This window comes from Promicromonospora iranensis (assembly GCF_028994775.1).
In the GTDB taxonomy this organism is placed as follows: domain Bacteria; phylum Actinomycetota; class Actinomycetes; order Actinomycetales; family Cellulomonadaceae; genus Promicromonospora; species Promicromonospora iranensis_A.
Genome location: NZ_JAJQMN010000002.1, coordinates 143,853 through 164,000, shown reverse-complemented (window position 1 = coordinate 164,000; position 20,148 = coordinate 143,853). Strand labels below are relative to the sequence as shown.

Here is a 20,148-nt window from a genome sequence, read left to right as displayed (position 1 = left end):
GTGGGGTTCTGCTTGAACTGTGCCTCAGCGAGCTGGCTCAGGTCTACTCCCGGTCCGGGTTCCTCATCAGGATGCAACAGGCCCGTCGATCGGCGTCCGGCGGTCGGCCGCCCATACGCTGTGGACATGACCGACCGGCCGCTCCAGCACACCACCCCCGTGACCGCCGACCTGCTGCGCGGGGCCCCCGAGCTCGAGCAGACGCCGACCGGCGTCCGGGTGCACCGGCTGCCGGCCTGGGCGCGGGCACAGGCCGCCGACCCCCAGCTCGCCATGGTCGAGGCGCAGCCGTCCGGGGTGCGCCTGGCCTTCACGACCGACGCCACGAGCATCGAGCTGCGCGCGCTTGCGACCCGGTTCGGGTTCCGCGGGGCTCCGGCCAGGCCGCTCGGCGTCTTCGACCTGGTGGTCGACGGCCGTAGGGCCGGGCACGCCAGCCTCGCGGCGGCCACGGTCGTGACCATCGACATGGCCACGGGCGCCCGTGAGGTCGAGCAGGGCGGCGTCGACGGCGTCCGGTTCGACGGGCTGCCGGACGGCGAGAAGACTGTCGAGCTCTGGCTGCCCCACAACGAGACCGTCGAGCTCGTCGAGCTGCGCACGGATGCGCCGGTACGGCCCTCGCCGGAACGGCGGCCCGTCTGGCTGCACCACGGCAGCTCGATCAGCCAGGGCTCCAACGCGGTGCGGCCCACGGACATCTGGCCGGCGGTGGCCGCGTCCCTCGGCGGGGTCGACCTCGTCAACCTCGGGTTCGGCGGCAGCGCCCTGCTCGACCCGTTCACCGCACGTGCCATGCGTGACACCTCCGCCGACCTGATCAGCCTGAAGATCGGCATCAACCTCGTGAACGCCGACCTCATGCGCCTGCGCGCCTTCGGGCCCGCCGTCCACGGGTTCCTCGACACCGTCCGCGACGGCCACCCGGACACGCCGCTGCTGCTGGTCTCACCCATCCTGTGCCCGATCCACGAGGACACGCCAGGCCCCGGCGCCTTCGACGCCGACGCCCTCGCCGAGGGGCAGCTGCGGTTCCGCGCGACGGGCGACCCGGCCGAAAGGGCGGCGGGCAAGCTCACCCTCACCGTGATCCGTGAGCACCTCGCCCGCATCGTGGCGGAGCGCGCCGCCGACGACCCGAACCTGCACCACCTCGACGGCCTCGAGCTGTACGGCCCCGCGGACGCCGACGAGCTGCCCCTGCCCGACCGGCTCCACCCGGACGCTGCCACCCACCGCCGCATCGGCGAACGCTTCGCGGCGCTGGTCTTCGCCGAGGGCGCCCCGCTGGCCCTGCCCCGCGACTGACCCGGGCCCCTGGCCGCCCCGGACCCGGGCCGACCTCGGCCGAGGCCAACCACTTTGAGGTCTAAGTTTCTCCGCTCTGAAACGCTTCAGAGCGGAGAAACTTAGACCTCGAAGTGGTTGGGGCGCACGGGTCAGCACCAGTCAGCGCAGGGCGGCACGGGCCCGCTCAGCGGGCCGCGTAGGCCAGCTTCGGCAGGTGATAGGTCAGGTCAGCGGCGGTGTCCAGCGCCTCGTCCAGGTCGAGCCGGTGCTCGGCGACCAAGCGCGCGAGGTAGCCGGCGTCGACGCGGCGGGCCAGGTCGTGGCGCGCGGGGATCGAGCAGAACGCGCGGGTGTCGTCGACGAAGCCCGACATGTTCGAGAAGCCGGCGGTCTCCGTGGCCGCCTCCCGGAACCGGCGCATCGCGTCCGGCGCGTCCAGGAACCACCAGGGCGCCCCGAGCCGGAGTGCCGGGTACACGCCGGCCAGCGGCGCCAGCTCCCGCGAGTACACGTCCTCGTCCACGGTGAACGCGATCATCCGGAAGCTCTCCGAGTTGCCGAACGCCTCCAGCACCGGCCGCAGGCCCTGCGCGAACTCGGTCACGACGGGGATGTCGTACCCCTTGTCGGGTCCGAACGTGGCGGCGACCGCCGTGTCGTGGTCCCGCAGCACACCCGGGTGGAGCTGCATGACGAGGCCGTCCTCCGCGGACATCGCCGCCATCTGGAACAGCATGTGCGCCGAGAACGCCGCCTCCTCCGCCGCGCTGATCCCCGAGCCGTCCGAGCCGCCCTTCAGCGCCTTCTCGAACAGCTCGCGGGCGGCGTCGTCGGGCAGCGGGGTGGTGTCCGCGCTGAGGTGGCCGTGGTCGGTGGCCAGACCGCCGGCCGCGACGAAGGCGGCGCGGCGCTCGCGGAGCGCCGCCAGGTAGCCGGCGTACGTGTCGGTGGCGATGCCCGACGCCGTGGCGAGCCGCTCCAGGTCACCCTGCCAGGTCCCGCGCGCGGGGTGCAGCAGCGGGTCCGGGCGGAAGGTCGGCAGCACGCGGCCCGGCAGCTCGGCGGCCAGGCGGGCGTGGTCCTCGAGGCTGCTCCAGGCCGGGTCGGTGGTGCCGATGGTCTCGATGCCGAACCGGTCGAGGAGGGCGCGCGGCCGGAAGGACGGGTCGGCGAGGCACTCCGCGATCTGGTCGTAGACCTGGTCGGCGGTCTCGGCGGAGGGCCGCACGGTCACGCCGAAGATCTCGACGAGCTCGTGCTCCAGCCAGTACCGCGTGGGCGTGCCGCGGAAGTGCTTCCAGCCCGCGCAGAAACGCCGGAAGATCTCGCGGGGGTCCGACTCGAAGCCGGGCGCGTCCGCCGGGCCCACCCCGAGCTCGGGCAGCTTCGCGCCCTGCGACACGAGCATCCGCGTCAGGTAGTGGTCGGGCACCACGAGGAGCTGGGCGGGGTCGGGGAACGGCTCGTCGTCCGCGAAGGCGGCGACGTCGACGTGGCCGTGCATCGACACGATCGGGAGTTCCCGCACCGCCTGGTAGATCTCGCGGGCGATCGGCCGCGTCACGGGGTCGGCGGGCAGCGCTCGGTCGGGGTGCAGGGTCCATGGGGTCATTCGTGTGCTCCTGGCGTCATTGCCTGGCCGGTGCGGTGCGCGGCCGGACGGAGGATGGGTGCGAACGTTTGCACTCTAACCTAGGGTAGGGTGCAAACGTTTGCAGCGTCGCAACGGTCACGAGGAGGTGCCATGGTCACGGTGCACGACGTCGCCCGCGCCGCCGGAGTCTCGATCTCCACCGTGTCGCGCGCCCTCGCATCCCCTGAACGGGTGGCCGCCGAGACCCGCGACCGCGTGACACGCGTGGCGGCGGAGCTGGGCTACCGGCCGAACCAGGCGGCGAGCGGCCTGCGGATGGGGCGTACGCACGCCGTCGGCCTGCTGGTGCCCGACCTGGAGAACCCGTACTTCGCGACGGTGACCAAGGCAGTCCAGGCGCATGCCCGCGCGGAGGGGTACGAGGTCTTCGTCGCCGACTCCGACGAGGACCCCGACGTCGAGGCGGAGCTGATCGGCGCCCTCTCCGCCCGGACGGACGGCCTGCTCCTGGCCTCACCGCGGTCGGGCGACGCGGAGCTGCGCACGGCGCTCGTGGGTGTGACCGCGGTCCTGGTGAGCCGGGAGCTGGTCGACGGTACGGTCGACACCACGGCGCCGGAGATCCCGTCCGTCTCGGTGGACGACGCCGACGGGGTCGCCCAGGCGCTCGGTCATCTGTCCGCGCTCGGGCACCGGAAGGTGGGTGTGGCCGCCGGTCCGGCGTCGTCGTGGTCGGGCGGACGTCGTGTCGCCGGGCTGGTCGCCGCCGCCGAGCACCGAGAGGTCGAGCTGGTGGAGCTCGGTACCTTCCAGCCCTACTTCGCCGGTGGCACCCAGGCCGCCGACTACGCCCTGGCGAGCGGCGTCACCGCCGTCGTCGCGTTCAACGACCTCATGGCGCTCGGCATCCTGGACCGGCTGCGGCACCGCGGCGTCGACGTGCCGGACGAGATGTCGGTGGTCGGGTTCGACGACGTCCAGCTCGCCACGCTCGTCTCGCCGGCCCTCACGACGGTGCACGCGCCGCTCGCCCGCCTGGGCCGGCGCGCCGTCGACCTGCTGCTCGCCCGTCTGCGTGGCGGGACTCCTACCAGCTCACAGCTCCCCGTGGAGCTCACGATTCGCGGGTCCTCAGGACCCGTCCCTGCCGGGCCGGTCGGCTGACGCCCGACCCGGCGACACACCCTGGGCGATGGAGCCCGAGAGAGAGGAAGGCACTATGCGAACCTCGAAGAAGGCCATGGCGCTCGTCGGCGTCGCGGCGCTGACCCTGCTGACCGCGTGCGCACCGCCGGCACCCCAGGGGGGCGAGGGCGGCGGCGCCGCCAGCGACCCCGCCGAGGTGCCGGACACGCCCTCCGAGCCCGTCACCCTGAACATCCTCGACGTCGCGGGCAACCAGCGGCTCACCGAGGGCATGGTCGACGAGTTCGTCGAGAACAACCCGGACGTCATCGAGTCCGTCACCTGGGAGACGGGCGGCGCGCCCGACGTCACCGGCCTCGTCAAGCCGCAGGTCGACAGCGGCAACCTGTCGATCGACGTCGTGTTCACCGGTAACGACGGCCTGGCCGCCGGCATCAGCCAGGACCTGTGGCTGCCGATCGTGGACGACTACGGCGACCGCGTGTCGAACCAGGAGAACTACCTGGAGCCGGCCGCCAAGATGCAGGAGCTCGCCCAGGGCTACGGCGTGGTGACGACGTACTACCCGTCAGGGCCGCTGCTGCAGTACAACCCCGACGTCGTCGACACGCCGCCGGCGACCCCGGAGGAGCTGCTGGAGTGGGCGGAGGCCAACCCCGGCAAGTTCGGGTACGCCCGCCCCGCGAACTCCGGTCCCGGCCGCACGTTCCTCATGGGCCTGCCCTACATCCTGGGGGACGAGGACCCGACCGACCCCGAGAACGGCTGGGACAAGACCTGGGCCTACCTCAAGGAGCTCGGCCAGCACGTCGACACCTACCCCACGGGTACGGGCCAGGTGGTGACGAACATGGCCGACGGCACCTGGGCCATGGTCCCCACGACCACCGGCTGGGAGATCGCCCCGCGCGCCGAGGGGCAGCTCCCGAACACCCTGGAGGCCGCCGCGTTCGACGACTTCACCTGGGTGACCGACGCGCACTACGCGGCGATCCCGAAGGGGCAGAGCGCGGACAAGATCAGCGCGATCATGCTCCTGCTGCAGGACATGCTCACCCCCGAGCAGAACGCCAAGGCCTACGACGCCGGCTACTTCTACCCCGGCCCGGCCGTCGAGGGCGCCACGCTCGACCTCGCGCCCCAGGCGTCGCAGGACGTGATCGAGGAGTTCGGCCGTCCCGAGTTCGACGAGCTCATCGAGTCGCAGGACGCCGTCGTGCCGCTCGACGCCGAGTCGATGGTCACCGCGTTCGACATCTGGGACCGCGAGGTCGGCGGCGGCAAGGTGGAGGAGGAATCCTAAGTGAGCGACTTCGATTCCCTGGAGCTGCGCGGCGTCGGCCGGCGGTTCGGCGGGGTGGACGCGCTGTCCGGGCTGGACCTGACGATCAAGGCCGGAGAGTTCGTCGCCCTGCTGGGACCGTCCGGCTGCGGCAAGTCGACGGCGCTGAACTGCCTTGCGGGCCTGCTCCCGCTGACGCACGGCGAGATCCTGATGGACGGCAAGCGCATCGACACCCTGCCACCGGAGCGGCGCGGGTTCGGGATGGTGTTCCAGTCCTACGCGCTGTTCCCGCACCTGTCCGTGGAGAAGAACGTCGCGTTCGGCCTGCAGATGCAGGGGCGGCCGCGGGCCGAGATCGACTCGCGGGTGCGGGAGGCGATCGCGCTCGTGAAGCTCGGTGAGCACGCCAGGAAGCTCCCGGGCCAGCTCTCGGGCGGGCAGCAGCAGCGTGTCGCCATCGCCCGCGCGGTGGTGCTCGAACCGTCGCTCGTACTCATGGACGAGCCCCTGTCGAACCTCGACGCCAAGCTGCGCCTCGACATGCGCACCGAGATCCGGCGGCTGCACCAGTCGCTCGGGCTCACCACCATCTACGTCACGCACGACCAGGAGGAAGCGCTGTCCCTGGCCGACCGCCTGGTCGTCATGCGGGAGGGTCGCGTGCAGCAGGTGGGCACGCCGGACGAGCTCTACGAGAGCCCGACGAGCTGGTACGTCGCGGACTTCATGGGGTACCGGAACATCCTGTCCGCCACCGTCGTGTCGGCGTCCGGGGGCGAGGCGGTCGTCCAGCTCCCCGGGACCGCCGAGGGCGGGGCCCGGCTCACCGGGCGTGCGGTCGGCGCCCTGGCCGCGGGGGACAGTGTGCGGGTCGCGATCCGCCCCGACGACTTCGTCGTCACCCAGGACGCGTCCGACTCGGCCGGCGCCGGAGCGATTCCCGGCACCGTCTCGGTGGTCGAGTACCACGGCCGCGAGCACGCCGTCGGCGTGCAGACCGGAGACACCATGCTGCACGCGCGGACACCCACTGCCCCGCAGGTCGGCGGCGCGGTCTGGCTGACGGCGCCCGTAGAGCGCGTGCTGGTGTTCCCGGAGTCGCTGGACGCCGTCGTCCCGGTGGAGGTGGCAGCGTGAGCCGCGCCCGTGGTCGTGACCGTTGCGCCCACGTGCCCCGTACCGGCGCGACGGCCGCGCTGACGACCAAAGGGTCGAGGTCGTGAGCGGCGGCGGACAGCAGACGGGGCGGGCGACCGCGAGCCTGCGGCACCGCCTGGCCGAGCGGGGCATCGACCCGACGCTGCTCCTGCTCGTGCCCGGCCTCGTCGTGGCCCTGGCCCTGTTCGTGTACCCGTTCTCGTACGGGATCGGGCTCACCGTCCAGCCCACCGCGGCGATGCAGGAGCAGTGGGGCGGCGGGATCCTCGCCAACTACGTGGCGTTCTTCCGCGACCCGTTCGTGTTCGACTCCGTCTGGCTCACCATGCGGCTCGCGCTGCCGGCCGCGCTGTTCAACGTGCTCGCGTCGGTGCCGGTCGCGATGGTGCTGCGCCACCGGTTCCGTGGCAAGCGGCTGCTGACGTCCCTGCTGGTGCTGCCCATCACGCTGGGCACCGTGCTCACCGCGCAGGGGCTGCTGATCTTCGCCGGACGTCAGGGCTGGATCAACCGGGCGCTGCTGGAGTTCGGGCTCATCGACGAGCCGCTCAAGCTGGTGAACAACTACCTGGGCGTCATGTTCTCCCTGGTGATCACCGGTTTCCCGTTCGCGTTCCTGCTGATCTCGTCGTACCTGTCGGGCATCGACCCGTCACTCGAACGGGCGGCCAAGACGCTGGGTGCCGGCTGGTGGCAGCGGTTCCGGCGGATCATCCTGCCCCTGCTGGCACCGGGCCTCGCCACCACGTTCGTGCTGACGTTCGTGCTCGCGTTCTCCGTGTTCCCGTCCGCGCGACTCGTCGGTGACGCCATGGGGGAGACCCGGGTCATGTCGCTCATGGCATTCCGGGCGTTCGGTGAGCAGAACGACTACGCGATGGCGTCCACCATCGCGCTGATGATGGGCGCCGTCGAGCTGCTCGTCGTGGTGGCCGTGCTGGGCCTGCGGTCGCTGCTCTACCGAGGGACCACGGGAGGGAAGGGCTGATGGCTGCTTCAACGCTGGAGCGGCCGCTCGCCGCCCGACCGTCCACCTGGTTCGTGTGGGCCGGCATGACCGCGTTCGGGGTGTTCCTGGTGGGCATCCTCGTCGCGGTGGTCGTCGACTCGTTCGGCCGTCAGTGGTTCGACACCTGGTTGCCCGAGGGGCTGACCACCGATCGCTACACCGAGGCGTGGGACCGGTTCGCGCTCGGCGAGGTGGTCGGCGTCACCGTCGGCGTGGCGGCGCTCGTCGTGGTCATCTCCGTGCTGGTGGGCGTGCCCGCCGCATACGTGCTGGCCCGTCGCGACTTCCCGGGCAAGCGCGCGATCATGCTGCTGTTCCTGCTGCCCGTGCTCATGCCGCCCATCACGTACGGCATCCCGCTCGCGACGGTCATGTACTCGTTCGGGCTCGGGCGCACGCTGACCGCCGTCGTGCTGGTCAACCTCGTGCCGTCCGTGCCCTTCGTGATCCTGACGATGACCCCGTTCATCGAGCAGATCAACCCCGCCATCGAGTCGGCGGCCCGGATGTGCGGGGCACGGACCCGCCAGGTGTTCACGCGGATCCTCGCCCCGCTGCTCGTGCCGGGTATCCTCGCCGCGGCGATCCTCGTACTCGTCCGGACCGTCGGACTGTTCGAGCTGACGTTCCTCGTGTCCGGTCCTGGATCGGACACACTCGTCGTGGCGATCTACCGTGGCATGACATCCGCCGGCGGTGGTGAGGCGAGACAGCTCATCTCGGCCATGTCGGTGATCTACACCGCGACCATGCTGGTCATGCTCGTGGTGGCGCTGCGGTTCGTGAACCCGACGCAGCTCGTGGCACAGGTGAAGGAGACACGCGATGACTGACGACCGCCTGCACCGGGACAACGTCCCCGTGGGCATCGACGCGCCGGTGATGCCGACGGCGGTGGGCATCGTCCACCTCGGTATCGGGGCGTTCCACCGGGCTCACCAGGCCGTCTATACCGAACGCGCGGCGATCGCCACCGGCGACACCGTGTGGGGCATCCTCGGTGTGACCCAGCGGTCCGCGACGGTCCGCGACCAGCTCCGCCCCCAGGGCGGCGTGTATGCGGTACTGACAGCGGGCGAGCAGGAGTCGTCGGTCGAGCTGATCGGCTCGGTCGTCGACGTCGCCTACCCCGCCGAGGAGACCGAGCGGGTGCTGGCGGCGCTCGCGGCACCGACCACCCACGTGGTGACGCTGACGATCACCGAGAAGGGGTACGCCCGGCGTCCGGACGGGTCGCTCGACCTGGACGCCGTCGCGGGGGACCTCGAGGCGCTCCGGGACGACGTCCGGGGCGGGTCTACCGTCCGTGCGGCCGGCTCGGCGATCGGGCTACTGGTGCGCGGCCTCGCGGCACGCGCCGCCTCTGGCGCCCCGATCACGGTGCTGACCTGCGACAACATGGTGGACAACGGGCGGGTGCTCGAGCGTCTGGTGCGCCAGGCGGTGGACGCCGGCCTGCCGGGCGCCGCGGGGGACACCCTGCGCGGCTTCCTCGACGCCCGGGTCACGTTCCCGTGCTCCATGGTCGACCGGATCGTGCCCGCGACGACGCCGGAGCAGCGTGACCACGTCGCGAAGGCGCTCGGCGCGCGGGACGAGGGGCTCGTGGTGGGCGAACCGTTCGCGCAGTGGGTCATCGAGGACCGGTTCGCCGGCCCCCGCCCGGCATGGGAGGCCGCCGGCGCCACCCTCACCAAGGACGTGGCGCCGTTCGAGCAGGCCAAGCTGCGGCTGCTCAACGGGACGCACTCGCTCGTCGCGTACTCGGGGTGGCTCGCGGGGCACACGACCATCGCGGCGGCGGTGACCGACCCGGTGATCGCCGAGCGCGCCAGGCAGTACCTCTTCGAGGACGCGCTGCCGACGCTCACCCCGCCCGACGGCCTGGACCTGCGCCAGTACGGCGAGCAGATCCTGGCCCGGTTCGCCAACCCCCACACCGGGCACACCACCGCGCAGGTGGCCATGGACGGCACGCAGAAGATCCCGTTCCGGTGGGGCGGTGTCCTCGAGGACGCGCTGGCCGCCGGACGTGAGCCGGAGGGTGTGGCGTTCGGCCTGGCCGCCTGGGCCGAGTTCGTCCGCAGCCGGACGAAGTCCGGCGAGGGTGTGGACGACCCCCGCGCCGAGGAGCTGGCCGCGGTGGTCAGCGCCTTCGAGGTGCCGGGTGGCGCCGACGGGCTGGGTGACGTCGAGGGGCTGGCCGGTGCCGAGGAGGACGTCCGGGCGCTGCTCGGGCTGCCGGGCCTGCTGCCCGAGAGCACGCCCGAGAGCTTCCTGGACGCGGTGGCCGCCGAGATCGGCTCCGCCACCCGCTGAGCCGCACCCGCCGTTGAGTGCGGGATATTTGTTCTCCCAGCCCGCTCGGCTGGACAAATATCCCGCACTCAACGGTGCCTGGTACGGTCTGACCTGCGAGTGAATCGATTCATCGTCAACGAGGACGGAGAGACATGAGAGCCACGATCCTGGGTACAGGTGCCATCGCCGGAGCCCACGCCGAGGCGATCGCCGGGCTGGCGGAGCACGGCGTGGACGCCGTGCTGGCCCACGCGCTCGACATCGACCCGGCCCGGGCCGAGGGGTTCGCCCGGAAGCACGGCGTCGCCGGGTACGGCACCGACCTGGCCGCCGTGCTCGCCGACACCGACGTGCTGCACGTGTGCACCCCGCCGGGCGCCCACGTCGAGGCGACGGTGGCCGCGCTCGAGGCCGGTGTGCACGTGGTGGTGGAGAAGCCGGCCACCCTCTCCCTCGCGGAGCTCGACCAGATCGCCGAGGCTGAGGCGGCCTCGACGGCCACCTTCACGCAGGTGGTGCAGCACCGGTTCGGGCACGGGCTGCGCCAGCTTCGCCGTCTGCTCGACGACGGCGCGCTGGGCCGCCCGCTCGTGGCGACCTGCGACACCCTGTGGTTCCGTGCGCCCGAGTACTTCGAGGTGCCGTGGCGCGGACGGTGGGACACGGAGGGCGGCGGGCCCACGATGGGCCACGGCATCCACCAGTTCGACCTGCTCCTGGCGGTGCTCGGCCCCTGGTCCGAGGTGACGGCGATGGCCGGGCGGCTCGCCCGGCACGTGGACACCGAGGACGTGTCGATGGCGATCGTCCGCTTCGCCAACGGGGCGATGGCGACCGTCGCCAACTCCCTGCTGTCCCCGCGCGAGACCTCCGACCTGCGGTTCGACACCGAGGCGGCCACCGTCGAGCTGTCGCACCTGTACGGGTACGGCGATGCCGACTGGACGTTCACACCCGCGAAGGGGCGGGACGACGTCGCGCAGCTGTGGCAGCCGGACGCCATGGCCCTGCCTTCCGGGCACCTGGCCCAGCTCGTGCCGACCTACCGGTCCTTCGCCGCGGGCGAGGCGCCCCCGGTCACCGTGGCCGACGTGCGCGGCACGCTCGAGCTGGTCGCCGCGATCTACCGGTCGGCGTTCACCGGGGCGGTGGTTCGCGCGGGCGAGATCCGGCCGGGTGACCCGTTCCACGCGTCCATGCGCGGTACCGGACCCGCGTGGGCTCCCGTGAAGGACACCGGCGTCCGCTCCTGACCGGCGGGTGCTGCTCCGCGTCCGGGATGCGTCCGCACCGCGTCCGCTCCCGGCAGACCATGCGTCGACCTGTATCGATGCACTTCGTTACGAATTCCTGACCTCAGCCCCTGGACAACGCTTCCCGTAGGGGTATTGTATCGATTCAGTCGGCCGTCGAGGATGCAGCCGGCGTGCCAACAGCAGTACGAGCAAGGAGGCTCACGTGGTCCGCACACGCACCACCACAAGGACGGCCGCCGTCCAGATCACCGCCCTCGCAGCGGCGTCGGCTCTCGCCCTCTCCGCGTGCGGAGGCGGTAGCGCCGCCTCCTCGTCCGAGGCGGCGCCCGTTGCCACCGACCGGGACATCAAGCTGTCCCTCGTCTGGTGGGGAGACGACGACCGCGCGTCCCGGTACGAGGAAGCGGTCGAGCTGTTCGAGGAGAAGTACCCGAACATCGACGTCTCGACCCAGTTCCAGGCGTGGGACGACTACTGGACCACGCGCACCACCGAGGCGGCCGGCCAGACCCTGCCCGACGTCTTCCAGATGGACCTCGCCTACATCCATCAGTACGCGTCGAACAACCAGCTGCTCGACCTGTCGAGCCAGGTCGGTGTCAACCTGGAGACCGGTGACTACGACGAGACCCTGCTCGGCTCGGGTGCGGTGAACGGCGGGCAGTTCGGTATCCCGACCAGCACCAACACGCTCGGCCTGTTCTACCACCAGGACCTTCTTGACGAGCTGGACGTCGAGCCGCCGACGGAGGGTCTCACCTGGGACGAGTACGACGCCTGGATCCGTGAGGTCAGCGAGGCGGGAGCCAACCAGGACCCGCAGGTCTATGGCGGCACCGACTACACCGGCACCCTCTGGCTCTTCATCCAGTGGCTGCTCCAGCAGGGCAAGACCGCGTTCGCGGAGGACGGCTCGCCGGCCTTCGAGAAGGCGGACCTCGTCGCCTGGGTCGAGCGCACCCAGCCGCTGCGGGACGAGGGCGTGTTCTTCCCGATCGAGCGGACGAAGCAGGTCGAGCCGCTCACGGGCATGCAGGTCGGCCAGGCAGCCACCGAGATCACCTGGGACAACATGCTGGCCGGCTACGCGTCCGGTGCGGGTACCGAGAACCTGGGCCTGCTGCCGGTGCCGACGGGTGCCGAGGGCTCGCAGCAGTTCTGGAAGCCGTCGATGCTGCTCGCGTCGTCGGCGAACACCCAGGAGCCGGACGCCGCGGCCGCGCTGATCGACTTCCTGGTCAACGACCCGGCGGTGGGCAAGATCTTCGGGACCTCGAAGGGTGTGCCCGCGGTCCCCGCCCAGAAGGACGCGATGGAGCTGACGGACGGCTCGATCGACGAGAAGATCGTCGGCTACGAGGAAGAGGTGGCCGACCGGGTCACGGCCGAGACGCCGCTCCCGGGGGAGGGCTACGGCGTGGTCGAGGCCGAGTTCAAGCGCCTCGGTGAGGAGCTCGCGTACGGCAACGTCACGGCGGAGGAGTTCGCGGACCAGTGGTTCCAGAGCGCCGAAGCGAACCTCGGCGGGCAGTGAGCATGTCAGCTACCACTACCGAGCGCGGCCGTCAGGCTGGGCGCGGCAGCGCGCGGGGGACGACGGCCCAGCCGTCCCCCGCGCGGGGCGGTGCCGCCAAGCCACCGCGCAACCGGTCCGACACGCGTGCCGGATACGCGTTCCTGTCCCCGTGGTTGCTCGGTTTCGGGCTGCTGACCGCCGGTCCGATGCTGATGTCGCTGTACCTGGCGTTCACGGACTACAACCTGTTCCGGGCGCCGGAGTTCATCGGCATCGACAACTTCACCGCCCTGTTCGCCGACCCCCGGTTCCTCAAGTCGGCACAGGTCACCGCGATCTACGTTCTCGTGGGCGTACCGGTGAAGCTCGCCGCGGCCCTCGCGGTGGCGCTGCTGCTGAACGCCAAGCACCGTGGCCAGGGCACCTACCGTTCGATGTTCTACGCGCCCTCGCTCATCGGGGCCAGCGTCTCCGTGGCGATCGTGTGGCGCGCCATGTTCATCGACGACGGCGTCGCCGACCGGGTCCAGCAGTTCTTCGGCCTGCCCGGCGGTGGCTGGGTGGGCGACCCCGGCATGACCATGCCGATGATGATCCTGCTGGCGGTATGGCAGTTCGGCGCCCCGATGGTGATCTTCCTGGCGGGTCTCAAGCAGATCCCCGCCGAGCTTCACGAAGCTGCCGCGGTCGACGGCGCCGGGCCGATCCGGCGCTTCGTGTCGGTGACGATCCCGATGCTGTCCCCCGTGCTGTTCTTCAACCTGCTGCTCGAGACCATCGGCGCGTTCCAGGTCTTCAGCTCGGCCTTCATCATCTCCGGTGGCACCGGTGGTCCTGCCGACTCGACGCTGTTCTACACGTTCTATCTCTACATCAAGGGCTTCACGGAGTTCCGCATGGGGTACGCCTCGGCCATGGCCTGGGTGCTCGTGGTCGTCGTCGGGATCATCACTGCCATCCTGTTCCGCACCTCGCGTGCGTGGGTCCACTACACGGGAGACGTGCGATGACTACTGCGATGACAACGGTGAGTGCTACCGCGAGCGCGGTCGCGAGCCGAAAGAAGCGCACCAGCTCGGTGGTCTTTCACGTGCTCGTGCTCGCGATCGCGGCCGTGATCCTGTACCCGGGTCTGTGGATGGTGATGAGCTCGTTCAAGCCGAACGGCGACATCGTCGGCAACGTGAACCTGTGGCCCGAGACGTGGACGCTGGACAACTACGTGTCGGCGCTCGGCGGGATCGGCGGGGTCTCGTTCTGGTCCTTCGTCCTCAACTCGCTGATCCTCGCTGTCGGTTCGGTGGTCGGCATCGTCCTGTCGGCCACCGTGTCGGCCTACGCGTTCGCGCGCATCAACTTCCCCGGTCGCGGTGTCTACTTCGCGATCATGATCGGCACGATGCTGCTGCCGTTCCACGTGGTGATCATCCCGCAGTACATCCTGTTCAACTCGATGGGCATGGTGAACACGTTCCTGCCGCTGCTGGCCCCGAAGTTCCTGGCCACCGAGGCGTTCTTCGTGTTCCTCATGGTGCAGTTCCTGCGTGGGCTGCCCCGCGAGCTCGACGAGGCCGCGCGGATCGACGGGTGCGGCCACTGGGGGATCTTCCGGCTGGTGCTGCTCCCGCTGATGCGGCCGGCGGTGATCACCAGCTCGATCTTCGCCTTCATCTGGTCGTGGAACGACTTCCTCGGGCCGCTGCTCTACCTCAAGCAGCCCGAGACGTACCCGTTGCCGATCGCGCTCCGGATCTACGTGGACCAGACATCGGTGTCCGACTACGGCGCGCAGATGGCCATGGCCGTGCTCGCGCTCGTGCCGGTGCTGCTGTTCTTCGTGCTGTTCCAGCGATACCTCGTCGACGGTGTCGCCACGCAGGGTCTCAAGGGCTGACCCGACAGGGTCACGGGGCAGGGCTGGTGGGTCCGTCGACGAGGTCCACCAGCCCGCCCTGCCAGCGGACCGCGACCCGGGTGCGGTCGGCGTCGGGCAGCCGCGTCACCGATTCGACGGCGTCCAGGTCGAGCGGCGACGGGGCTCCCGTCAGCACCACGAGCGCCGCACCCACCTCGTCGGGGTCTACGGGCCGGCTGCTGCGCAGCCAGGGGGTCGCCGACGCCGCGGCCAGCGGGTCGGCGCCCAGCCGACGCCTGGTCCCGGGCATGTTCAGCCCGGTCAGCCCCTTGACGAGCGACGACAGCCCGTCGCGGCGGTCGACGCGCACCCAGTCCGTGCCCGTCTCGACGGTCAGGCGGGTAGCGTCCGGCGCGGCCAGCGCCCAGCCGCCCACCTGCAGGCTCCACGGGCCGACGTCGCGCGGCCACGCCGCGCCGTCCACGTCCGTACCGTCCACGTCCGTACCGTCCACGTCCGTACCGTTCCCGGCCGCACCGTTCCCGGCCGCACCGTCCGGCACGTCCTGGAGGTACCAGCCGATGCGGACCTCGAACCGGCCGCGCACCACCGACGCGGTGACCAGGCGCGGCCCGCGGCGCATCGCCGCCCAGGTGGCGGCTGCCCCGTCCGACGCCGCACCGCTGTCCGACGCCGCACCGGGGAGGTCCAGCCAGTGCACCCGCGACCACGAGGTGGCCACGTGATCGCCGAGTGCGAGCCGGTCGACGCCGTCGCGGTGGGACGGGGCGCCGTCGGCGTCGAGCAGCGCGACGTGCGACTCGACGGGCGCGGCGATCGCGTCCTGCGAGAGCTGGGGCGAGACCAGGTTGGCGTAGGCGGCCCGGCGGTAGAACGGGTCGTCGGCGTGCGGCTCTGCCGCGTGCTCCAGGAGGCGGTCCGAACCGTGGTTGACGATGCGGACGAGACCGTCCTCCGGCGTGCTGGAGACCAGCCAGCCCGGTGCGCGCAGCGGCACCACCGCGTCGTTGTGCCAGGCCTCCGGTGTCTCGGGTTCCGTCGTCCAGACGGCGTGGCCCGGCGGGAGCAGCAGGCCCAGGAATCCCTTGCTCGCCCAGTACGGCGACGCGGCCCCGGTGTACAGCTGCCGGACCCGGTCGTAGCGGTGGTGCCAGCCGACCGGCAGGAGTCCGTCGCCGTCGACCGAACCGGCGTCCAGGAAGTGCTCGGCGACGGCACTCGTCAGCGCACGGGTCTGCCCCGGTGCGAGCGGCGTCGCGTCCGCGAGGGCGCCCGCCCAGAACGGGGCGAGCATGCCCAGGCGATAGGTGGCCGACCGGCCCTGCAGGAGGGGCGCGCCGGTGGAACCCACCAGGTGCCTGGCCTGGTCGAGGTAGGCGCGCAGCCGGTCGGCGTGCCGTCGGGCCAGCGGACGGTCCTGGATGCGGGCGTGCAGCACGGGGTAGAAGTGCCAGGCCCAGCCGGCGTACCAGTCGAAGGACTGGCGCCGCCCGTCCCGGCCGTGCCCGTCGGAGTACCAGCCGTCGCCCACGTACAGGCGTTCCTGGAGCTCCTCGTTGCGGTCGAGGTCGGCCTGGTCCCACGGGCCGCCGACCGACACGAGGAACTCCTCGATGATGTTCTGGAACCAGATCCAGTTGTTGCGGTACCCGCGGGTGCCGACGATCCCGGCGAGCCAGTCGACGGTGCGCTCCTTCGTGGCCTGGTCGAGCCCGTCCCAGAGCCACTGCCGCGTCTCGGACAGCGCCACCGCGACCGAGGCGGCCTCGACGACCGCCTGCCGCCGTTCGTCGATCCGGGGCCAGCGCTCGGGGTGGGCGGGGTCGGTGCCGTGCCGCAGGCCGTCGGCGTAGCGCTCCAGGAGGCCGTGCGGGTCGTCGCCGCCCTCGCCCCGCAGGCGGAACGCCGCGAGCAGGAAGGTGCGGGCGTACCCTTCGAGCCCGTCGCTCCACGCACCCGAGGCGCTGATGGGTCCGGGCAGCCGGATCAGCGAACGGCCGGGGGAGGCGTGCCCGGCGGTCGCGTCGAGCAGCTGGTCGGCAGTGGTCAGCCAGTGCTCGCGCGTCCAGCGCTGGGCAGGTCGGAGGGCGGCGTGGTGGGCGGCGTCAGGACTCGTCACTGCGGGAGTCTCACCGACCCGTGTGAGCGGTGCGTCCGATCGGACATTTCCGCTCAAGCATCAACCACCGCGCTCATGACACGGCGGGAGACAGGGGGAGGGAGACGGTGACCATGAAGCTGCCACGGGCGCGCCACGAGTACCTGCTGCGTGAGGTCGAGCTGCGGGGGAGTCTCCGCTCTGCGGAGGCCGCGGAACGACTCGGGGTCTCGGAGGTCACCATCCGCCGCGACATCATGGCGCTCGACCGGGCCGGCAAGCTGGCGCGGGTGCACGGCGGGGCGATAGCGCTCCGCTCGTCCCGGGGGCCCGAGGCCGCACGGGTCCTGGTCGGCGTGGTGGTGCCCAGCACGGCCACGCACTTTCCCCAGTTCGTGCGCGGTATGGAGTCGCTGGCCCCCGCGGTCCGGGCCCGCCTGGTGCTCGGGGTGTCGCACTACCGGCCCGAGGTGGAGGAGGCCCAGGTCGCGCGCATGATCGCCCTCGGCGCCGCGGGCATCGCCATCGCCCCGACCACCCGCGGCCGGGAGCCCGCGGAGCTCGCCGCGTGGGCGTCCGCGATCCCGGTGCCGGTCGTCCTCGTGGAACGCCGCATCGACGGGATGACCCGGCTCAGCGAGCTGGACCTGGCCCGGACGGACCTGACCCACGGCGCGGTGGTCGCCGTCGAGCATCTGGCCGCCCTCGGCCACGAGCGCATCGCCCTCGCCGTGTACGACCGGACGCCGACCGCACCGTACGTGCGCGAGGGCTACCGGCAGGCCGTCGAGCGGCTCGGGCTCGGGGCCGCGCCGTCGGCGTCCCTGCCCAAGGGCGAGGACGACCCCGCCGAGCTGGAGCTCGCCGTCGGCCGGATGCTCGACGAGTGCGCCCGGGCCGGGGTGCGTGCCGTCCTCGTGCACACGGATCACCATGCGGCGCGCTTCGTGGAGGCCGCGCTGGACCGAGGGCTGCGCGTGCCGGAGGACCTCGCGATCGTGGCGTACGACGACGAGAACGCCGAGCTCGCGGCGGTTCCGCTCACCGCCGTCACGCCGCCGCGCTGGGAGCTGGGACGCGAGGCGCTCCGCCTGCTGGTCGACCGGATGGCCGAGCGGGACGAGGACCGCCGTCCGCCGCGCCACGTCGACCTGCTGCCGCGCCTCACCGTCCGGGAGTCGTGCGGTGGCGCGCCGCGCGACTGACCGTTCTTGTCCGTTTTCGTCGGTTCCCCGCGCGCGGCGGGCAGCATTCTGCCGTGCGCGGAGGCGCAGACGGCTGAGCAAGGAGGCTCACGATGAAACGAACGGACGCCTACAGCGCCCGGGCCCTGATCGCCGCGGCAGCTGTGCTGCCGCTGGTGGTGACGGGATGTTCGGCTGGCGACACCGGCGGCGGGGACGACACGGTGGTCCTCGACTTCGCCTGGTGGGGCGACACGACGCGCGCCGAGCGGTACGAGGAAGCGGTGGCGCTCTTCGAGGAGCAGAATCCCGGCGTCGAGGTACGCACGAACTTCGCCGCGTGGGGCGACTACTGGAGCGCCCGGAACACCGAGGCGGCCAGCGGCAGCCTGCCCGACGTCATCCAGATGGACCTCGCCTACCTCGCCGAGTACGGGCAGAGCGGGCGCGTCGCCCCGCTCGACGAGCACGTCGGCGAGCAGATCGACGTCTCGGCCCTGCCCGAGGGACTGGTCGAGTCCACACAGCTGGACGGCCAGACCTTCGCGATCCCCACCAGCACCAACACGTTGGCGACGATCGTGAACACGGACCTGCTCGGGGATCTCGGCGTCGAACCGCCCGAGGGTGACCTGACCTGGGACGAGTACGACGCTTTCCTGGCGGACGTCGCCGAGGCGGGCACGGACCAGGACCCGGTGGTGCACGGCTCCGTGGACTACACGCAGGCCCTCTGGCTGTTCCAGATCTGGCTCGGGCAGCAGGGAAAGGCCCTGTTCGAGGAGGACGGCGCGCTCGGCTTCACGCAGGACGACCTGGCCGAGTGGTGGGGGCGGGCCGCGCCCCTGCACGAGAACGGCTCCTTCCTGCCGGCGGATCGCCTGGACCAGCTCGAAGGTGTCGACGCCATCGGCGCCAAGGAGACTGCGGCCGACATCAGCTGGGACAACTTCCTGGTGCGGTTCAGCGAGGGATCCGGCGGAGCCGACCTCGCGATGCTGCCCCTGCCCGCGGACGACCCCGAGCAGCGCGGGCTGTTCCTCAAGCCGTCCCTGATGCTGTCCATGGCCGCAGGGTCGGAGCACCCGGACGAGGCGGCTGCCCTCATCGACTTCATCACCAACGACCCCGAGGTCGGCGAGATCTTCGGCATCTCGCGCGGCGTCCCGGCGTCGTCGACGGCCATGGACGGTTTCGAGCCCGAGGGGCTGGACGCGCAGGTCGTGGAGTACGAGGCCGCGCTCGAGCCGCACCTCACCGGTTCCGTGCCCCCGCCCGTCGCGGGCTTCGGCACCGTCGAGACCGCGTTCACGCGGATCAGCGGAGACCTGGCGCACGGAGCGGTCGGCCTGGACGCGGCGGTGAACCAGTTCTTCACGGAAGCGGAGGCCGCACTCGCTGCGGGGAGCTGAGCCACCCCGCTGACGCCGCGGGGCGGGCCGCGCACGACCGGCCGGGCCCTCCTGCGCCGGTCGAACCACCCAGCGCCGGTCGAGCCGCGCCCCGCTGATCGGGCCGTGCCCCGCTGGTCGAGCCTGTCGAGACCCCTCGGCAGGCTCGACCAGCGCGTCCGGCTGCCAGGGTCCGGCTGCCAGGGTCCGGCTGCTAGGGTCCCTTTGTATCGTTTCAGGACGCGACGGTGAAGCGACGCAGGTGTCCGCCGCCGTCCGACAGAGGAGTCGGAGTCCCCGTGAACTCTCAGGAGCAGGCCGACGAGCCCGAGGAGCAGCCGGAGCGCGGCCGCCACGTGGCGGGCGAGAGCCGGTTCGCCCTTCTCGGCGAGACGCTGCTGACCGGGCTCCTCGTGCTGGTCGGGAGCCTGCCGGTGGTGACGCTGCCCGCGGCGCTCGCTGCCGGCGTCGCGCACCTGCGCCGTCATCTCGGCGGCTACGACACGTCCGTCCGCACCTTCGTGCGGGACTGGGTCGCGGCGGTGCGCGGCCTCTGGCTGCTCGGCGTCCTGCTGGTGCTCGCCGTCGTCGTCGTGGTCGTCAATACCGGGCTGACGGCGTCGGGCGCGCTCCCGGGCTCGTCCGCCGTCCGCTGGGTGACGTGGGTGGTCGCGGCGTGCGCCGCGGTGGTGCTGGTGCGCGCCGCGGCCGCCTGGTCCGACGACGACGCCGCGCCGGGCTCGGACGCGACGCCGGGCACGGGCGGCGTGCGGCAGCTGCTGTCGCGCGGAGCCGCCCGGACCCGTGACGACGTGGCCGGATCCGCGCTGCTGGTCGCCGCCCTGGCCATGTGCGCGGTGCTGGTCTGGATGCTCACGCCGCTCGTGCTGGTGACGGGCGGTCTCCTCAGCCTCGCGGCGGTAGCGGTAGAGACCCGCCGCCGATCCCGCCCCTGACCCCACCCCGCCCCGGGCGGGGGTTGCGCCCTACCCAGTGATTCGGCCCGAAACCGTGACGGGTACGGGCCGAATCGCTGGGTACCCA

The 20,148-nt window shown here is 71.8% G+C and carries 16 protein-coding genes; 14 read left to right on the top strand and 2 right to left on the bottom strand.

Going from position 1 to position 20,148, the window contains the following annotated elements:
• Window positions 1-126 precede the first annotated feature (126 nt).
• A complete protein-coding gene (locus LUU90_RS03575) occupies window positions 127-1,308 on the top strand; it encodes an SGNH/GDSL hydrolase family protein (RefSeq protein ID WP_275001908.1) in 1,182 nt (393 codons plus the stop codon).
• Window positions 1,309-1,474: 166 nt separating this feature from the next.
• On the opposite strand, the gene uxaC is transcribed toward LUU90_RS03575, so the two are convergent.
• A complete protein-coding gene (uxaC, locus tag LUU90_RS03570) occupies window positions 1,475-2,902 on the bottom strand; it encodes a glucuronate isomerase (RefSeq protein WP_275001907.1) in 1,428 nt (475 codons plus the stop codon).
• A gap of 132 nt (window positions 2,903-3,034) precedes the next feature.
• Between uxaC and LUU90_RS03565 the strand changes: the two genes are divergently transcribed.
• The 10 genes from LUU90_RS03565 to LUU90_RS03520 all read left to right on the top strand — a co-directional run bounded on the left by LUU90_RS03565 (window position 3,035) and on the right by LUU90_RS03520 (window position 14,449).
• A complete protein-coding gene (locus tag LUU90_RS03565) occupies window positions 3,035-4,048 on the top strand; it encodes a LacI family DNA-binding transcriptional regulator (protein ID WP_275001906.1) in 1,014 nt (337 codons plus the stop codon).
• A 55-nt stretch (window positions 4,049-4,103) separates the two neighbouring features.
• Window positions 4,104-5,333, top strand: a complete 1,230-nt coding sequence (locus tag LUU90_RS03560; RefSeq protein ID WP_275001905.1) for an extracellular solute-binding protein — start codon at window positions 4,104-4,106, stop codon at window positions 5,331-5,333.
• Window positions 5,334-6,452 carry an ABC transporter ATP-binding protein gene (locus tag LUU90_RS03555; protein ID WP_275001904.1) on the top strand — a complete coding sequence of 373 codons (1,119 nt, stop codon included), beginning with the start codon at window positions 5,334-5,336 and terminating at the stop codon, window positions 6,450-6,452.
• A gap of 82 nt (window positions 6,453-6,534) precedes the next feature.
• Window positions 6,535-7,461 carry an ABC transporter permease gene (locus tag LUU90_RS03550; protein ID WP_275001903.1) on the top strand — a complete coding sequence of 309 codons (927 nt, stop codon included), beginning with the start codon at window positions 6,535-6,537 and terminating at the stop codon, window positions 7,459-7,461.
• Window positions 7,461-8,315 carry an ABC transporter permease gene (locus LUU90_RS03545; RefSeq protein WP_275001902.1) on the top strand — a complete coding sequence of 285 codons (855 nt, stop codon included), beginning with the start codon at window positions 7,461-7,463 and terminating at the stop codon, window positions 8,313-8,315. The genes LUU90_RS03550 and LUU90_RS03545 overlap by 1 nt, the downstream gene beginning before the upstream one ends.
• Window positions 8,308-9,801, top strand: a complete 1,494-nt coding sequence (locus LUU90_RS03540; RefSeq protein ID WP_275001901.1) for a mannitol dehydrogenase family protein — start codon at window positions 8,308-8,310, stop codon at window positions 9,799-9,801. The genes LUU90_RS03545 and LUU90_RS03540 overlap by 8 nt, the downstream gene beginning before the upstream one ends.
• Window positions 9,802-9,935: 134 nt before the next feature.
• On the top strand, window positions 9,936-11,036 hold the full coding sequence (locus LUU90_RS03535) for a Gfo/Idh/MocA family protein (protein WP_275001899.1): 1,101 nt from the start codon (window positions 9,936-9,938) through the stop codon (window positions 11,034-11,036).
• A gap of 205 nt (window positions 11,037-11,241) precedes the next feature.
• Complete coding sequence (locus LUU90_RS03530) at window positions 11,242-12,573, top strand: ABC transporter substrate-binding protein (RefSeq protein ID WP_275001898.1); 1,332 nt, start codon at window positions 11,242-11,244, stop codon at window positions 12,571-12,573.
• Between the two features lie 2 nt (window positions 12,574-12,575).
• Window positions 12,576-13,565, top strand: a complete 990-nt coding sequence (locus tag LUU90_RS03525; RefSeq protein ID WP_275001897.1) for a carbohydrate ABC transporter permease — start codon at window positions 12,576-12,578, stop codon at window positions 13,563-13,565.
• The gene (locus LUU90_RS03520) at window positions 13,562-14,449 is read left to right on the top strand and encodes a carbohydrate ABC transporter permease (RefSeq protein ID WP_275001895.1); all 888 of its coding nucleotides are present in this window, start codon (window positions 13,562-13,564) and stop codon (window positions 14,447-14,449) included. The genes LUU90_RS03525 and LUU90_RS03520 overlap by 4 nt, the downstream gene beginning before the upstream one ends.
• Before the next feature lie 10 nt (window positions 14,450-14,459).
• Here LUU90_RS03520 and LUU90_RS03515 read toward each other — a convergent pair whose 3' ends face one another.
• Window positions 14,460-16,550 carry a DUF2264 domain-containing protein gene (locus tag LUU90_RS03515; RefSeq protein WP_275001894.1) on the bottom strand — a complete coding sequence of 697 codons (2,091 nt, stop codon included), beginning with the start codon at window positions 16,548-16,550 and terminating at the stop codon, window positions 14,460-14,462.
• Window positions 16,551-16,663: 113 nt separating this feature from the next.
• Between LUU90_RS03515 and LUU90_RS03510 the strand changes: the two genes are divergently transcribed.
• The 3 genes from LUU90_RS03510 to LUU90_RS03500 all read left to right on the top strand — a co-directional run bounded on the left by LUU90_RS03510 (window position 16,664) and on the right by LUU90_RS03500 (window position 20,060).
• Window positions 16,664-17,734 (top strand): substrate-binding domain-containing protein, encoded by a 1,071-nt coding sequence (locus LUU90_RS03510; RefSeq protein ID WP_275001893.1) that lies wholly within the window; start codon window positions 16,664-16,666, stop codon window positions 17,732-17,734.
• Between the two features lie 92 nt (window positions 17,735-17,826).
• A complete protein-coding gene (locus LUU90_RS03505) occupies window positions 17,827-19,125 on the top strand; it encodes an ABC transporter substrate-binding protein (RefSeq protein WP_275001892.1) in 1,299 nt (432 codons plus the stop codon).
• Window positions 19,126-19,403: 278 nt separating this feature from the next.
• Complete coding sequence (locus tag LUU90_RS03500; protein WP_275001891.1) at window positions 19,404-20,060, top strand: Poxvirus protein I5; 657 nt, start codon at window positions 19,404-19,406, stop codon at window positions 20,058-20,060.
• Window positions 20,061-20,148 lie beyond the last annotated feature (88 nt).

Bases quoted from the DNA above. Each gene is read 5' to 3' on its own strand.
- LUU90_RS03575 (WP_275001908.1), top strand. From the start codon at position 127: ATGACCGACCGGCCGCTCCAGCACACCACCCCCGTGACCGCCGACCTG.
- uxaC (WP_275001907.1), bottom strand. From the start codon at position 2,902: ATGACCCCATGGACCCTGCACCCCGACCGAGCGCTGCCCGCCGACCCC.
- LUU90_RS03565 (WP_275001906.1), top strand. From the start codon at position 3,035: ATGGTCACGGTGCACGACGTCGCCCGCGCCGCCGGAGTCTCGATCTCC.
- LUU90_RS03560 (WP_275001905.1), top strand. From the start codon at position 4,104: ATGCGAACCTCGAAGAAGGCCATGGCGCTCGTCGGCGTCGCGGCGCTG.
- LUU90_RS03545 (WP_275001902.1), top strand. From the start codon at position 7,461: ATGGCTGCTTCAACGCTGGAGCGGCCGCTCGCCGCCCGACCGTCCACC.
- LUU90_RS03540 (WP_275001901.1), top strand. From the start codon at position 8,308: ATGACTGACGACCGCCTGCACCGGGACAACGTCCCCGTGGGCATCGAC.
- LUU90_RS03535 (WP_275001899.1), top strand. From the start codon at position 9,936: ATGAGAGCCACGATCCTGGGTACAGGTGCCATCGCCGGAGCCCACGCC.
- LUU90_RS03525 (WP_275001897.1), top strand. From the start codon at position 12,576: ATGTCAGCTACCACTACCGAGCGCGGCCGTCAGGCTGGGCGCGGCAGC.
- LUU90_RS03520 (WP_275001895.1), top strand. From the start codon at position 13,562: ATGACTACTGCGATGACAACGGTGAGTGCTACCGCGAGCGCGGTCGCG.
- LUU90_RS03510 (WP_275001893.1), top strand. From the start codon at position 16,664: ATGAAGCTGCCACGGGCGCGCCACGAGTACCTGCTGCGTGAGGTCGAG.
- LUU90_RS03505 (WP_275001892.1), top strand. From the start codon at position 17,827: ATGAAACGAACGGACGCCTACAGCGCCCGGGCCCTGATCGCCGCGGCA.